The organism is Flavobacterium longum, assembly GCF_965137575.1.
GTDB lineage: Bacteria > Bacteroidota > Bacteroidia > Flavobacteriales > Flavobacteriaceae > Flavobacterium > Flavobacterium longum.
In genome coordinates this window covers 64,614-78,676 of the sequence record NZ_CBCRZJ010000005.1, presented here as the reverse complement: position 1 = coordinate 78,676, position 14,063 = coordinate 64,614, and the positions used below count along the sequence as shown (strand labels likewise).

At 49.8% G+C, this 14,063-nt stretch carries 14 protein-coding genes; 11 read left to right on the top strand and 3 right to left on the bottom strand.

From position 1 onward, the window contains the following. Positions 1-234: 234 nt before the first annotated feature. Complete coding sequence (locus tag ACM9J1_RS09915) at positions 235-1,728, top strand: T9SS type A sorting domain-containing protein (RefSeq protein WP_415581882.1); 1,494 nt, start codon at positions 235-237, stop codon at positions 1,726-1,728. A gap of 83 nt (positions 1,729-1,811) precedes the next feature. On the opposite strand, the gene ACM9J1_RS09910 is transcribed toward ACM9J1_RS09915, so the two are convergent. Next, positions 1,812-2,381, bottom strand: coding sequence for an NUMOD4 domain-containing protein (locus tag ACM9J1_RS09910; protein WP_415581881.1), 570 nt, complete (start codon positions 2,379-2,381; stop codon positions 1,812-1,814). 179 nt (positions 2,382-2,560) lie between these two features. On the opposite strand from ACM9J1_RS09910, the gene ACM9J1_RS09905 reads away from it, so the two are divergent. From ACM9J1_RS09905 to ACM9J1_RS09895, 3 genes are read left to right on the top strand one after another with little or no spacing between them, the layout of a single operon-like run. Continuing rightward, entirely contained in the window at positions 2,561-4,096 is a 1,536-nt protein-coding gene (locus tag ACM9J1_RS09905) for a T9SS type A sorting domain-containing protein (RefSeq protein WP_415581880.1), read from the top strand. Positions 4,097-4,120: 24 nt separating this feature from the next. Continuing rightward, positions 4,121-4,684 (top strand): glutathione peroxidase, encoded by a 564-nt coding sequence (locus ACM9J1_RS09900; RefSeq protein WP_415581879.1) that lies wholly within the window; start codon positions 4,121-4,123, stop codon positions 4,682-4,684. Further along, a complete protein-coding gene (locus ACM9J1_RS09895) occupies positions 4,685-4,984 on the top strand; it encodes a hypothetical protein (RefSeq protein ID WP_415581878.1) in 300 nt (99 codons plus the stop codon). Here the strand turns inward: ACM9J1_RS09895 and ACM9J1_RS09890 are convergent. Beyond that, positions 4,981-5,475, bottom strand: a complete 495-nt coding sequence (locus ACM9J1_RS09890; protein WP_415581877.1) for a GNAT family N-acetyltransferase — start codon at positions 5,473-5,475, stop codon at positions 4,981-4,983. The two genes, ACM9J1_RS09895 and ACM9J1_RS09890, sit on opposite strands and share 4 nt — an antisense overlap. Positions 5,476-5,576: 101 nt before the next feature. Here ACM9J1_RS09890 and menD point away from each other — a divergent pair, with 101 nt between their 5' ends. Both menD and ACM9J1_RS09880 read left to right on the top strand, forming a co-directional pair. After that, on the top strand, positions 5,577-7,238 hold the full coding sequence (menD, locus tag ACM9J1_RS09885; protein ID WP_415581876.1) for a 2-succinyl-5-enolpyruvyl-6-hydroxy-3-cyclohexene-1-carboxylic-acid synthase: 1,662 nt from the start codon (positions 5,577-5,579) through the stop codon (positions 7,236-7,238). Between the two features lie 54 nt (positions 7,239-7,292). Beyond that, positions 7,293-8,129, top strand: a complete 837-nt coding sequence (locus tag ACM9J1_RS09880; protein WP_415581875.1) for a CvfB family protein — start codon at positions 7,293-7,295, stop codon at positions 8,127-8,129. An 84-nt stretch (positions 8,130-8,213) separates the two neighbouring features. On the opposite strand, the gene ACM9J1_RS09875 is transcribed toward ACM9J1_RS09880, so the two are convergent. Then, positions 8,214-9,314 (bottom strand): C1 family peptidase, encoded by a 1,101-nt coding sequence (locus ACM9J1_RS09875; RefSeq protein ID WP_415581874.1) that lies wholly within the window; start codon positions 9,312-9,314, stop codon positions 8,214-8,216. Between the two features lie 59 nt (positions 9,315-9,373). On the opposite strand from ACM9J1_RS09875, the gene ACM9J1_RS09870 reads away from it, so the two are divergent. The 5 genes from ACM9J1_RS09870 (at position 9,374) to ACM9J1_RS09850 (ending at position 14,047) form a co-directional block, all read left to right on the top strand. Further along, entirely contained in the window at positions 9,374-10,213 is an 840-nt protein-coding gene (locus ACM9J1_RS09870; protein ID WP_415581873.1) for a 1,4-dihydroxy-2-naphthoyl-CoA synthase, read from the top strand. A 49-nt stretch (positions 10,214-10,262) separates the two neighbouring features. Beyond that, on the top strand, positions 10,263-10,778 hold the full coding sequence (locus ACM9J1_RS09865; protein WP_415581872.1) for a PH domain-containing protein: 516 nt from the start codon (positions 10,263-10,265) through the stop codon (positions 10,776-10,778). Continuing rightward, complete coding sequence (locus ACM9J1_RS09860; protein ID WP_415581871.1) at positions 10,778-12,271, top strand: PH domain-containing protein; 1,494 nt, start codon at positions 10,778-10,780, stop codon at positions 12,269-12,271. The genes ACM9J1_RS09865 and ACM9J1_RS09860 overlap by 1 nt, the downstream gene beginning before the upstream one ends. A 118-nt stretch (positions 12,272-12,389) precedes the next feature. Further along, on the top strand, positions 12,390-13,367 hold the full coding sequence (gene menA / locus ACM9J1_RS09855) for a 1,4-dihydroxy-2-naphthoate octaprenyltransferase (RefSeq protein WP_415581870.1): 978 nt from the start codon (positions 12,390-12,392) through the stop codon (positions 13,365-13,367). A 2-nt stretch (positions 13,368-13,369) separates the two neighbouring features. Further along, entirely contained in the window at positions 13,370-14,047 is a 678-nt protein-coding gene (locus ACM9J1_RS09850) for a metal-dependent hydrolase (RefSeq protein ID WP_415581869.1), read from the top strand. Positions 14,048-14,063 lie beyond the last annotated feature (16 nt).

The following is a 14,063-nucleotide window of genomic DNA, read 5'->3' as shown; positions in this document are numbered from 1 at the left end:
CTTGATGTTCAGAAGGATGAAAAATTACTGTTGATAACAAATCCACACATCTAATTTTTGTAAGAAAAGACATAAATAAATAGCAAAAACGTGTATTTTATCGATAAAAAGTGCATTTTATCGATAAAAAATTTTTTCATATCAAAGCGGTTAGATAGCTTTGGTCCTGAAAAACAGCGGTAATGATTTCCGTATGAAGGTGACATAATGGATGCGTCAAAAAAAGCATTAACCATGAAAACACGATTACTATTAACAATCAGTTTGTTCCTCGTGCTGTCTCAATCGATTGCAGCGACTGATTCGGCCCTACCGCCAACCACCCAAATCCAAGGTTGCGGTTCCACTTTACCGACGCTCGATACGCCGATCGTGGCGAACATCGTGGCCGGCGCTACATCGTACCGGTTCCGGGTGTCCACAATCCTCCCGACAGCCATCGCGCCGTTGCAGATTTATACGAGCAATACGCGTACGTTTAAATTGACGCAGTTGGCCAACTTTGGTTTTGCGCGTACGTACAGTATTGACGTTGCCGTATTTCATAATGGCGCTTGGCAGGAATACGGGCCGTCGTGTACAATTTCGAGTCCGACGCCGATGAGCCAGATACAAGGCATTTCCTGCGGACTGACGATGGCTTCGATCACAGACCCGATTTACGCGAACGCTGTTCCGTATGCGCAAGGTTACCGTTTTAGGATTACCAACTTGGCCAATCCGGCTGAAGTACATATCGTGGACCGCAACACGCGGGAATTCAGGCTGAATAATTTTCCGGTCAGTTCCGGCGCGACCTATATCGTGGAAGTGGCCATCAAGGATTTCGACGGCAGTTATTTTCCTTTCGGTGCCACGTGCAGCATTACCTGTCCGATACTTTACACCAAAATCATGTCGTCTTTGTGCGGCCGCACTTTGACCACGTTGGCAGATTATCTCTACGCCGATTTGGTTTCGGGTGCATTGGGTTACCGATTCAAGATCACGACGATGACCAACACTTCTGAAGTGCAAATTCTGGACAGGCCGGTGCGTTATTTCCAAATGACGATGCTCTCGAGCGTACAATACAACACACCATACAAAATTGAGGTTTCGGTGAAAGATCCGTCCGGTACGTACTTGCCTTACGGGCCATTCTGTACCATTTTCACGACGATTGTCCCGACGCCGAAAATCCAGCTTTCGCAGTGTGAGTTGGTCGGGCCGAGCCTGTCGGAATTGATGTATGCCGATAACTATCCGAACGCAACACATTACCGTTTCAAACTCGAAAACGTCCAGTTGGGTTACGTCCAATACATTACGCGCACGCAGCGTTGCTACAGTTTGAATATGTTCACCGGATTGCAATCCAACACGGCTTATACCGTAAGGGTTTCCGTGAAGCTCGACGGCGTGTTCACTCCGTATGGAAAACCGTGCGACGTAACCACACCGGGTGTTCCAACGCGCATATCCGACGGAAATACCCACGAAATTGCGTTTGCCCCGTCGGTTTACCCGAATCCGTTCGAAGATTATTTCAGCATCGATGCCGTGTCGTCGGCCGATCAAATAGGGGTGAAGATATACGACATGACCGGCAGGTTGCTTGAATCGCACCGTACCACGGGAGAAGCGTTGCCAAACCTTCAGCTCGGACAAAATTTTCCGCCGGGTGTTTATAATGTAATTCTGACCGAGGGCGAGGAAGTCATTTCCCGCCGCGTCATCAAGAGATAGTTGTTTTTTGGTTTTAGTTAGTTGCAAAGTAGAAAAGCCTTTTCAAAATCTTGAAAAGGCTTTTTGTTTTGTCTTATGTTAGGCTAAACCTTGATGTGACCCCAGTTTTCGCCGGTACGGATGCGGTTGATTTGCATCTCGCTCACACCGAATTGCTTGGCCAGCATTTTAATCCGCGTCTTGCGGTTCGGGTCCTGCAACCGTTTCTTGATGTGAATGACCTGCGTACTGGTGAGTTTCAAGCCTTTGCCATAGCGTCGTTTCACAGATCTTGCCCTGATCACATGCGGGCTTTTGTTGTAGTGCGCCAGCATTTCTTCTTTCGTGGCCCAGGCAAGGTTGGAAACTTTGTCATTGTCGCGCGTGTGGTCCAGGTGCAACACAAACACTTGATCGTCGGACGTTTTCGGGATGAAAAACTCGGCTACCCATCTGTAGATGAAATAGCAGTGGCATTTCGGTTTTCCGTTGTTATAGGTCTTGTACGCAAGGGTCGGATAGCCGTCGGATCGCGCGCCTTTAAGGATTCGCCCATCGCTGAATTCTTTAGAAAAACTCAACAATCGGCCATAGTTGGAAACGGCATATCGCCGCTTTGGGGGGACTTTCAAGGGTATTTCCCTGAATTCCTCACCGGGGTATAGTCTGAACATAGGAAATAAATTTGGGTTATTTCACTCGCTCCGCAAGATACGAAATTTAATGGGTTAACGGCATTGAACAAAGATTAAATCCTTCTTAAGGTAAACATAGGGTGAACATGCCCTCAATTTTGTGATAAATTGTTGCGACGCGTCAGCATGATTGCTAATTTTGATGGAAAACCAACCGCATGAAGAAGTTTTATCTTTTCGTTTTATTATCACTTTCGGTACAAAGCCAAACGTTCCAATGGCTCAATGTGGCCAGCATCGATTTAAACCTGAATCCGGATATGGTCGGTTATCCGGTAACGGTAGATCTATCGGGAAATGTCTATTTGGCAGGATTCAAAGGCAATCCTTATGTTTACACCGATATTATGGGCGATGTGCTGTTCCATAAATACGATAACGGCGGCGCGCTACAATTCGAGAAGTTGCTCACCGGACGGGTAAATGTCTATGACATGGCGTGCGATCATCAAGGGAATCTGTTTATGGTCATTGGCTATATCAACACCATCACCATCGGCGATACAACCTTGTCGACCACAGCCCAGGGCGTCCAGCCGTTGCTGGCCAAATTTGATGACGCCGGAAATTTACTCTGGCATTATACGCCCGTAATTACGGGCTCTTTTGAACCGTACTTCCGCGCCCTCGCAACCGATGGGCAAGGTAACGTTTACATCGGCTATGATAATTTCATGGATTCCTACATCCAGAAACTGTCTCCGGACGGGCAGCCGCAACTCACCATTACCAATGAACAGGCAACGCTGCTTTCATCGGTTGACATCGACACAGAAGGCAATATTTATATAGCGGGTTCGTGTGCAGAGACCAACGCCCAATTTGCCGGCACGCCATTCCCGAACGACCTTGCTTATGATGGATACATCGTGAAATATACGCCGGACGGCACCTGCCAATGGGTACGTTACATCCAAGATTTTACGTGTTCACTGCCACAAGTTAAGGTCAATACGCCCGATCAGGTCTATTTCGCGTCTGCGCTGAATGTGGCCGCGGTATTCGGGAACATCACGGCGCAAGGCCCGGGCGCCGGTTTTGGAGACTTTTTCGTATCGAAATTGGATGCCGCCGGGAACTTCCAATGGGTGGCCGAAGTGCCCTCTGGCAATACAGGAACCGTATCACTGGGCGGCCGTGATTATATTGATGTGGATGCGCAGGGCAATGTGGTTTTCGCGGGAAGTACGCGCAATTCGATTGCTTGGACCGAAAGCATTGCCACGCTAGGGCAGGGGTTCTCCAATGACGGCATATTGCTCAAATACCATCCCGATGGCACGCTGCTTTTCGCCAAGACGTTTGGCGGCGCAAGCCACGATCGTGTGGATGGGGTTGCGTTCGATGGCAACGGCGGCATCGTCGTGTCGGGCATGGCACGCGGCAACGCGACGTTCGATTCCTTTTCGCACGAAGTGCCGGGCCTAACCCTTTATCCTTATATCGGGAAAATATCGGCGGTACTAGGAAATCCGGAAGTTTCCGACAGCGACATCGTGCTATGGCCCAATCCGGTGCAAGCAATGTTATACCTGTCGGGTGAAGACGTTTCGGGCGTGATTTACAATATGATTGGGCAGAAAGTAAAGGAATTTGACGCAGTGCCAGGCCAGCCCATCGATGTATCTGCATTGCCGTCGGGTGTTTACCTGCTCAACACAAGCCAAGGTTCGGTTAAATTCATCAAATCCTGACCTGATTTTACTATCTTCGTGTCCATGAAAAAACCATCTGCAACCCTGATCTTGGTGCTGACGGTAGGCTTCGCGGCTAATTCGTCGGCACAGAAAAAAAACAAGGACATGAAAAGCATCCACCAATTCACGGTCAATACGCTCGAAGGGAAAACCTTCGATTTCGCCAGTCTGAAAGGCAAGAAAGTCATGGTGGTCAATACGGCTTCCGAGTGCGGACTGACGCCACAATACAAAGACCTGGAGGCGATTTACAAGAAATATAAATCCGAAGGTTTTGTCATCGTCGGGTTTCCGGCCAACAACTTCGGACAACAGGAACCGGGCACGAACGCGGAGATTGCCACATTTTGCGAGCGCAATTACGGTGTTACATTCCCGATGATGGCCAAGATTTCCGTCAAAGGAAAAGACATGGCACCGATTTACCATTTCCTGACCGAGAAGGCAAAGAATGGCGTGCAGGATTCCGAAGTGGCGTGGAATTTCCAGAAATACCTGATCGATGAAAACGGCTATTTGGTGAAAGTCATCCCGCCGCAGACATTGCCCACCGATGCAGCCATCATCGACTGGATCAAATCCTAAATGGCCGACCGCAACAATTTCCCGCACATCTTAACGGCTTCTTCCACGCTGCTGGGGCTTTGCTTCGTCGTGCTGACGTCGCTACGGCTTTCTGACAGACACGAAACTTCAATCATCGACGAATTGACGGCCGTTGCCATATTGATGTTCATGACCGCGAGTTTGCTGTCGTATCTATCGATGCGCAAAACAAATGAGCCCGCGCGTTACTACGAAAAAATCGCGGATATCGTCTTTTTGACGGGACTGGGTTTTCTATTCATCATCACGGTGTTCATCACGTTCAACGTCATCCGCTAGAGGAAGCGCTGCATGAGCGTGACGTTGAGGTAACGCCCGAATTTGAACCCGATTTCCTTGAGCTCGCCCACTTTCTCAAATCCGAATTGCTCATGGAAGGCGATGCTTCCGGCGTTGTCGCTGTCGATGTAACCCGCCATGGTGTGGATGTTTCTCTTCCGGGCGATGTCAATCAGTTCGGTAAGCAGTTGCCGCCCAATGCCTTTTCCGGTCATTTCCGACGCCACATAAACCGAATGCTCCACCGAATAACGATAGCCGACTTTGGGTTTGAAAATGCCAAAAGTCGCAAACCCTAAGACATTCCCGTCAAATTCCGCCACCAATACCGGATCGCCCGACAGCTGTTTTTGTTGGAACCAATCGAGTTGCTGGGCCAATGTCCGCGCCGCTTCGTCATAGATAGCGGTCGAGTTTACGATGGCATGGTTGACGATTTCGAGAATGGCCGGCACGTCTGTCAGGGTTGCGGGCCTGATGGAAACATCCATAGTCAGGGGTTTTTCCAAAGATAAAAAGTTTGCTTGTTTGTGCGGCTTATTCGCTTTTGAATGTTAAATTTGTTATGCCGCATGGCCCATAAAATAAACGAATGATTTACCCGAAAATACCTTTGGCGCAAAGCATCATCCAGATTTGCCAGGCCAAAGGGCTTGTCAATGTCGTGATTTCGCCCGGATCGCGGAATGCGCCCTTGACGATTGGCTTCACCAACAATCCGCACTTTACGTGTTACAGCGTGCCCGACGAACGTTGCGCTGCTTTTTTTGCGATGGGCATTGCGCAGCAAACCGGGAAACCGGCAATTGTGATCTGCACTTCGGGTTCGGCGCTGCTCAATTTTTATCCCGCGTTCGCAGAAGCGTTCTACAGCCAGATTCCGCTGGTGGTGATTTCCGCCGACCGTCCGCCGCACATGATCGATATCGGCGACGGGCAAACCATCCGTCAGGAGAATGCACTCGCCAACCACTCTTTGTACAACGCGAACTTGACGCCCGAGGCATCGGCGGAGAACGACGCCGAGATCAACAACGCCATCAATAAATCGTTCACCAAAAAAGGGCCGGTGCACATCAATGCGCCATTTGAGGAACCGCTTTACGAAACCACGCGCAAACCCATTGTGGACGCCACGATTTCGGCCATCGCAAAAGTCCTGAAATCGATTCCCGTGGACGAACTTATCGTACACACGAATATCTGGAATGCGGCCTCGCGCAAGTTGGTGCTCGTCGGGGTGAATGAACCTGATGAAATCGACCGTGAAATCCTGGACAAACTCGCCGCCGATCCGTCTGTCGTCGTTATGACAGAGTGTACGTCAAACCTCCATCAAACGTCATTCGTACAGCACATAGACCGCATCATCACGCCTTTTGCCGCCAAGGATTTTTTAATGTTCCAACCTGAAATCCTGATTACCTTCGGAGGCATGGTGGTGTCCAAGAGGATTAAATCGTTCCTGCGCCAATACAAGCCGGAACACCATTGGCACGTCGATCCGCTCCGGGCATATGACACCTACGGCAGCCTCAGCAAGCATTTCGAATGTACACCGAACGAATTTTTCCAGTTGCTTTTGCCGTTCACCAAAGAGGTCGCGAGCGCGTACGCTGGGAATTTTGAGAAAGTGGTCGGCCAAAGACAGCGCAGGCACGACGCGTTTGTACAGTCCGCGCCGTTTTCGGATTTTTCTGTGTACGGGCATTTAATCGCGACGTTGCCGGAAAAAAGCCAACTCCAGATATCCAACAGCGCGGCCATACGTTATGCGCAGTTGTTTCCGATTAACCCCACGATACAAGTGTTCTGTAACCGCGGCACCAGCGGGATAGACGGCAGCACGTCTACGGCTATTGGCGCGGCCATCGGGAGCGGGAAACCAACCGTGCTCATCACCGGCGACATCGGGTTTTTCTACGACAGCAATGCGCTTTGGAACAATTACATCCCGAATAACTTCAAGATCATCCTTGTGAACAACGGCGGCGGCGGGATTTTCAGGATTTTGCCGGGCCATCAGGAAAACGCCACGTTCAATACTTATTTCGAGACGTCGCACGGCCTTACCGCGAAACCGCTGGCGGATTTGTTTGGGTTGGATTATTATTCGGCGACCGACTTTACATCGTTGGAGCGCAACCTTCCGGCGTTTTATGCGGCCAACAAAAGGCCTTGTCTTCTGGAAATTTTTACCCCGGAAAAGGAAAACGACAAAATCCTGAAGAAGTATTTCGAGCATTTGGCCTAACCGCGAATGATTTCGCCTGCTGGAAATTGGCCTTTTTAACCGTACCTTTGCGGCATGATTCACATCGGAACAGACAATACGCTTACCATTGCACGCCAGACCCAGTTCGGGCTTTACCTCGAAGACCGGGACGGCAACGAAGTCCTTTTACCCAACAAATATGTCCCGAACCAATTTGAAATCGGGCAGGAAGTGACGGTGTTCGTCTATCTCGATCACGAGCAACGCCCGGTAGCCACAACACTCGAGCCGCACATCTACATCAATGAGTTTGCGTTGTTGCGCGTAAACCACACCAATGAACTCGGCGCATTCCTGGGTTGGGGTTTGGAAAAAGACTTGTTCGTGCCGTTCCGGGAGCAGGCGCGCAAAATGGAGAAAGGCAAGCGCTATCTGGTATATCTGTATCTCGACGAAAAAACCGGAAGGCTTGTCGCCTCGAGCAAGACCAATCAGTTCCTGAGCAACGACAACCTGAAAATACAATTGGGCGATGAGGTTGATTTGATCATTTCCCACATCACCGAAGCCGGCGTAAACGTCATTGTCAACGAGCGTTACAAAGGATTGCTCTACAAGAACGAAATTTATGACGACGGCATCAAACCCGGCGACCGCATGATCGGCTACGTCAAGAACATCCGGCCAGATAACAAACTCGACATTTCCCTGCAACAACCGGGTTACGAAGGTGTGGCACCAAGCTCTGAGAAAGTCCTCGAAGAACTCCGCGCCAACCGAGGTTTCCTGCGCCTGAATGACGATTCACACCCCGAAGACATCAAAAGTGTACTCAAGATGAGTAAGAAAACCTTCAAGAAAGCCATCGGGTTTTTGTATAAGGAAAAGAAGATTGAGATTAAGCCAGATGGGATTTATTTAATAGATTAAGGGATATTTGACAACGGAAACGTCCATATTGTCCAAAAAAAAAGGTTCAGCTTGCTGAACCTTTTTTTTATCGATCATTAATTGTCAATTAATTTCCAGTTTTTTCCGCAACGCGCCATCAATCGCGTCTTTGTTCACCATCACTGAAATCGCCTTCAGTTTCAAGTACGGAAGGCTCATGTAGATGAATCCGCCATTTGCGGTGTTGCTGCCCCAGGAATTCTTCACTTTGTAATAAATGTTGCCTTTTTGGTCTTTCAATTTGCCGACGATGTGCATCAAATGGTCATCGGTGGTATTGAAATTCTCGAACTCACGCTGGCGGAATTCCTGTGTCACGTTTTTCTCCGGCTTGATTTCGGTCAGGATGGCTTTCGCATCGGCGTCGTTTTCCGGTATGACCGCAACACCGGTTTGGCCGGAAAACGTCTTTTCGCTCACATCCGCATCGAGCGCAACGGTGTAGCCTTTGGCGAGCGCATCGTCCACCACTTTCACGAATTCATCGAGTGGGATGTTGTAGAAACTTCCGTAGGCGAAATTATCCGGAATGTCCAGGATGAACGTGCTGTAGAATGGCCGGTGTGTAAAAGAAGTAACCGTCACATAATCATTTAGTTTGAGCCCGGTCATCGCAAGAAATGATTTCGGTGTATAAGTCTTGCCTTCGTAGACAAATTCGGTGACGTCTTTGCCCATATTCGCGTCCAGTATCGCCGCGACTTTTTGTTGCCAATCGGCCTCTGGTTTCTTGGCGTTGGCCTTGACCAACGTTTCGAGTTCCTGCACCATCTTACTGTGGTTATAACTTGTTTGCCCGTTGCTCAAACCTGAATACGCAGATTGCGGGACAATGCCGAAATCCAAGGCGCTGTTGATGACGTCGTGGTTGAGCCCGCCTTCGCCAAACTGCGCGTTTCCTTGTCGCATGATGTAATTCCAGGCTTTTTTCGGATAGGTGTGGCGCACATTATACATTTCAGACAAGTCTATTTTCTTTCCGCTCGTACGGATGATTTCGGCTTCCAGGAAAGACGTCGAGGAAAAGCTCCAGCACGTGCCGGTCTGGCCTTGCGAAACTACCGGTGTGCAGGAAATATCGGTAACGGTTTGGAATTCATACTTTTGGGCATTGCCCGATATCGCGGCCAAAATCATGGCGCCGGACAGCAAAATCCTTTTCATGTTTTTTTGTTTAGAATAGAAACGTAAATGTATTATTTTTACGGTAAAATCAAGACCGCATGGCCGAAATTAACTGGAAAACCGCGAAGGAATTCCAAGACATCACCTACAAGAAATGCAACGGTGTGGCGCGTATTGCCTTCAACCGTCCGGAAGTCCGGAATGCATTCCGCCCGAAAACCACCAGCGAATTGTACCAGGCATTTTACGACGCACAGGAAGACACGTCTATCGGCGTTGTTTTGCTGTCTGCGGAAGGCCCGTCGCCTAAGGATGGCGTGTATTCGTTCTGCAGCGGCGGAGACCAGAAAGCCCGTGGCCACCAGGGTTATGTGGGCGACGACGGCATGCACCGTTTGAATATTCTGGAAGTCCAGAGACTGATTAGATTCATGCCGAAAGCCGTGATTGCGGTCGTTCCGGGCTGGGCGGTCGGTGGCGGACACAGCCTTCATGTGGTGTGCGACCTCACGCTGGCCAGCAAAGAACACGCGATCTTCAAACAAACCGATGCCGATGTGACGAGTTTCGACGGCGGTTACGGATCGGCCTATCTCGCGAAAATGGTCGGGCAGAAGAAAGCCCGCGAAATCTTTTTCCTCGGCAGGAATTATTCGGCGCAGGAAGCATTCGAAATGGGTATGGTCAACGCCGTGATTCCGCATGACGAACTCGAAGCCACGGCGTACGAATGGGCGCAGGAAATCCTAGCCAAATCGCCAACCTCAATCAAGATGCTCAAGTTTGCCATGAATCTGACCGACGACGGTATGGTTGGGCAACAGGTGTTTGCCGGCGAGGCCACGCGTTTGGCGTATATGACCGATGAAGCCGTGGAAGGTCGAAACGCGTTTTTGGAGAAACGGAAACCGAATTTTGAGAAGAAGTGGATTCCGTAGGCAATGAATAATGAATAATTAATAATTAATAATGGATAACGGCGGGCGAATGCAAGAATTCACGAATGAACCAATTGACACCAGAAATTTGCCACGGTTTGAGGCGGTGCCTTTTGAACCGCTGCACCCGAAATACTGGACGGTGCTGCTCGTTAGCTATGGTATTTTCTACTTGATTTTAGGATTGGGTTTGGGTGCGATGATTTATTTCGTCGATGAAGTGGCAGCGCATGCCCTATGGCCGGTGCTGGGTTACGTCGTTTTGTTGCAACTCAATTTGCTGCTGATGCGTATCGGGTTCAAGAAGAAAGGATTCGCATTCAGGACGCATGATGTGTTGTTCCGCAGCGGCATCATCGCCACCTCAACCATCGTTATTCCGTACAACCGCATCCAGCACGTGGCGTTGCACGAAGGTATGATTTCACGTATGTTCGGGCTGGCCAAGGTGGAAATCTTTACCGCAGGCGGCAAGGAAAGCGATATCGAGATTCCCGGCATTGCCAAAGCGCACGCCGAAGACATCAAGCAACTCCTGATGGGCAAAATCCAAAAGCAACTCTGATGACGCCCGATTTCCGACAGCCGCAACGGCAATCGCCCATTGGCGTGATTGTGATGTTTGCCGATACGGCAAGGCATTTCGTGCGCGGCCTCGGTCCATTTTTCGTCATCTATCTCTTAAAACCCAACGCCATGAACGGGCTTGTCGTTGCTGGAATCGCGGCAGCGCTGTTCATCACCATTTGCATCGGCGCTTTCCTGCGTTGGCGCAACTTCACGTTTTACCTGGACGACGCGAACGAAGAATTCGTCATTTCCGAAGGCGTGTTCAACAAATCGCGCACGGTCATCGCGCTTGACAAAATCCAACAGGTCAACATCACGCAGTCGCTCATCCAACGCATCATTGGCGTCCACGGGCTCGAAATCGATACGGCCGGCAGCCAGACCGAGGAAGCCAAGATTAAAGCCGTGACGCATCCGCTGGCCTTGGCACTCAAGTCGGAATTGCTCGACAATGAAAAGCGTCAAGTGGTTTCGCCAAGCGCCGACGTCACACCCGAATCTGTCGAGGAGAAGCCTTTTGTTTCCATTGGGCTGCTCAGCCTGATTAAAGTAGGCGTGACGTCCAACTACATGAAGACCTTCTGGCTGATTTTTGTGTTCATCGTGACTTTGTACGACAACCTGCGCCATTTCTTTGACGACGAAGTGCTCGACCCGGACAAGTTTGACCAATACGTCGGCAGGCAGTTGGCAACCAATACCATCGCGATGTTGTTCCTGTTTTTCGTCGTGCTCATTTTGCTCATCAACTTGGTGCGCACGGTCGTGAAGTATTTCGGATACCGGATTTCGCGCCAGCGCGGTTCCTTGATGTTGTCTTTCGGATTGATCAACACCCGCAATACGATCATCAAACCCGAGAAAGTCCAACTGGTGACCATCACGAGAAATTACTTCCAGAAGAAACTCAATGTGCTCGGCATACAGATCCGGCAGGCCACGAGCGGGCAGGAGGAACACAAAAGCCAGCACATCGACATTCCCGGCTGTAACGAAGCCGAGCGCGACGGCCTGCTCAAGCTGCTGTACGGCGTCGTGCCCGAAAAAGGACTGATGCTGCGTCCGAACTGGCGTAAACTGGTGTTTTCAATTTTCCTTGCCATTGTATTACCTTTAACTGCATTTTTCATCGTGGCCGCCAAGGTGCCAATGGTGCAACAATTTGCGTTTCTGGCCGGGATTTACGCCGCACCGATTTTCCTGGTACTGTTTTTCGGCTTCAGGAACTACCGGTTGTTTATCGGGGAGCGGTTCATCATCAAGCAAAGCGGCGCTTGGGACATCAGCCATGAAATCGTGGAACCCGCCAAGATACAGGCCATTACGACCTCACAATTGTTCTGGCACAAAGGCATCGACATCGGTTACCTGACCTTGCACACTGCCGGCGGCAACATTTCGTTTGCGCTCGGCAATTTCACCGTCATCAAGCAGCACGTGAACATGTGGCTTTATGAAATGGAATCGAGCGATGTGAATTGGATGTAATCAATTGAAAATTGACAATGTACAATTGACAATTTTGAGAACATGGATAAAACAAGAAACAATAATTATTTGATAGTCGGCCTAATTGTCAATTATCAATTATCAATTGTCAATTAAAATGAAGCACTGGATCGAAGCCGCGCGCCTGCGCACCTTGCCGTTATCGGTTTCCGGGATTATCCTCGGGAGTTTTTACGCGATGTCTGAATCGATTTTCAACTGGAAGATCGTGTTGTCGGCCTTGGCGACGACCTTGCTGTTACAAATCCTTTCGAATTTCGCCAATGATTACGGCGACGGCATAAAAGGCACCGACAACAACGAGCGCATCGGACCGAAACGCGCCATCCAAAGCGGTACGATTTCACCTCAAGCCATGAAACGCGCGCTTTATTTGACGTCGGTTTTGACCATGTTCGCGGCCGTGACCTTGATCTATTTCTCCTTTAAAGACAGCAACCTGATATATACGTTGGTCTTTTTGACACTCGGCGCACTCGCCATTGCATCGGCCATCCGTTACACCGTGGGCAATACGGCTTACGGGTACCGCGGCTACGGCGATGTGTTCGTGTTCGTGTTTTTTGGGCTGGTTTCTACACTGGGCGTGAGTTTCATGATTTTGAAGGAAATCGATCCGCTGCTGGTTTTACCTGCAACGGCCATCGGCTTTTTGAGTGTCGGCGTGCTGAATCTCAACAACATGCGCGACGAAGTCTCAGACCGAAAGGCCGGAAAGAACACGCTCGTCGTCAAGATCGGTGGCGAAAAAGCCAAGATTTATCATTATTTCCTAGTGGTTTCCGCGATGGTGTTGTTCGTCGTCTTTACGATCATCTTCGATTTTTCGAAAGACAACGATCCGGAACATTTCAACTTTGACCTGTATTTTTTCCTGCTGATTTACATTCCGCTCCTCAAACATTTGGGTCGGGTCAGAAAGGCAACCGAACCGCGTATGCTCGATCCTGAACTGAAGAAACTCGCCATCAGCACATTCCTGATTTCCACGATTCTGGCCTTGTCGCTCATTTATTTCTTTTCAGACATCATCGTCCAGATCGTCAACGCAACGTCCAATCAAATCAACCAATAGCCATGAAAATTACTTATTACGGCCACGCATCGCTCGGGATTGAAGTCGGCGGCAAACACCTGATTGTCGATCCGTACATTTCCGCGAACCCGAAAGCCGCGCACATAGACATCAACACGCTCCAAGCCGATTACATTCTGGTCACGCACGGCCACGGCGACCACGTGCTCGATGTGGAAGCCATCGCCAGACGCACCGGCGCCACCATCGTTTCCAACGCTGAAATTTCAGACTACTACGCGGCCAAAGGTTTCACGACACACCCGATGAACCACGGCGGCAGCAAAGTCTTTGATTTCGGCAAGGTGAAATACGTGGCGGCGATCCATTCCAGCTGCCTGCCCGACGGCACGTATGCCGGCAATCCGGGCGGTTTTGTCATCGAAGGCGAACACAAGAACATTTACATCGCCGGTGATACGGCCTTGACCATGGACATGAAACTCATCCCGATGCGCACGAAGCTCGATCTGGCCATTTTACCGATCGGAGACAATTTCACGATGGACATCGACGATGCCATTACCGCATCGGATTTCGTGCAATGTGACAAAGTAATGGGCTACCACTACGACACGTTCGGCTACATCGTCATTGACAAGGCAGACGCCATCCGGAAATTCTACGACAAAGGCAAGGATTTAATGCTGCTCGACATCGGCCAATCCATCGATTTGTAATTTTTCAGGAGCTGAT

Bases quoted from the DNA above. Each gene is read 5' to 3' on its own strand.
- ACM9J1_RS09915 (WP_415581882.1), top strand. From the start codon at position 235: ATGAAAACACGATTACTATTAACAATCAGTTTGTTCCTCGTGCTGTCT.
- ACM9J1_RS09910 (WP_415581881.1), bottom strand. From the start codon at position 2,381: ATGTTCAGACTATACCCCGGTGAGGAATTCAGGGAAATACCCTTGAAA.
- ACM9J1_RS09905 (WP_415581880.1), top strand. From the start codon at position 2,561: ATGAAGAAGTTTTATCTTTTCGTTTTATTATCACTTTCGGTACAAAGC.
- ACM9J1_RS09900 (WP_415581879.1), top strand. From the start codon at position 4,121: ATGAAAAAACCATCTGCAACCCTGATCTTGGTGCTGACGGTAGGCTTC.
- ACM9J1_RS09895 (WP_415581878.1), top strand. From the start codon at position 4,685: ATGGCCGACCGCAACAATTTCCCGCACATCTTAACGGCTTCTTCCACG.
- ACM9J1_RS09890 (WP_415581877.1), bottom strand. From the start codon at position 5,475: ATGGATGTTTCCATCAGGCCCGCAACCCTGACAGACGTGCCGGCCATT.
- menD (WP_415581876.1), top strand. From the start codon at position 5,577: ATGATTTACCCGAAAATACCTTTGGCGCAAAGCATCATCCAGATTTGC.
- ACM9J1_RS09880 (WP_415581875.1), top strand. From the start codon at position 7,293: ATGATTCACATCGGAACAGACAATACGCTTACCATTGCACGCCAGACC.
- ACM9J1_RS09875 (WP_415581874.1), bottom strand. From the start codon at position 9,314: ATGAAAAGGATTTTGCTGTCCGGCGCCATGATTTTGGCCGCGATATCG.
- ACM9J1_RS09870 (WP_415581873.1), top strand. From the start codon at position 9,374: ATGGCCGAAATTAACTGGAAAACCGCGAAGGAATTCCAAGACATCACC.
- ACM9J1_RS09865 (WP_415581872.1), top strand. From the start codon at position 10,263: ATGCAAGAATTCACGAATGAACCAATTGACACCAGAAATTTGCCACGG.
- ACM9J1_RS09860 (WP_415581871.1), top strand. From the start codon at position 10,778: ATGACGCCCGATTTCCGACAGCCGCAACGGCAATCGCCCATTGGCGTG.
- menA (WP_415581870.1), top strand. From the start codon at position 12,390: ATGAAGCACTGGATCGAAGCCGCGCGCCTGCGCACCTTGCCGTTATCG.
- ACM9J1_RS09850 (WP_415581869.1), top strand. From the start codon at position 13,370: ATGAAAATTACTTATTACGGCCACGCATCGCTCGGGATTGAAGTCGGC.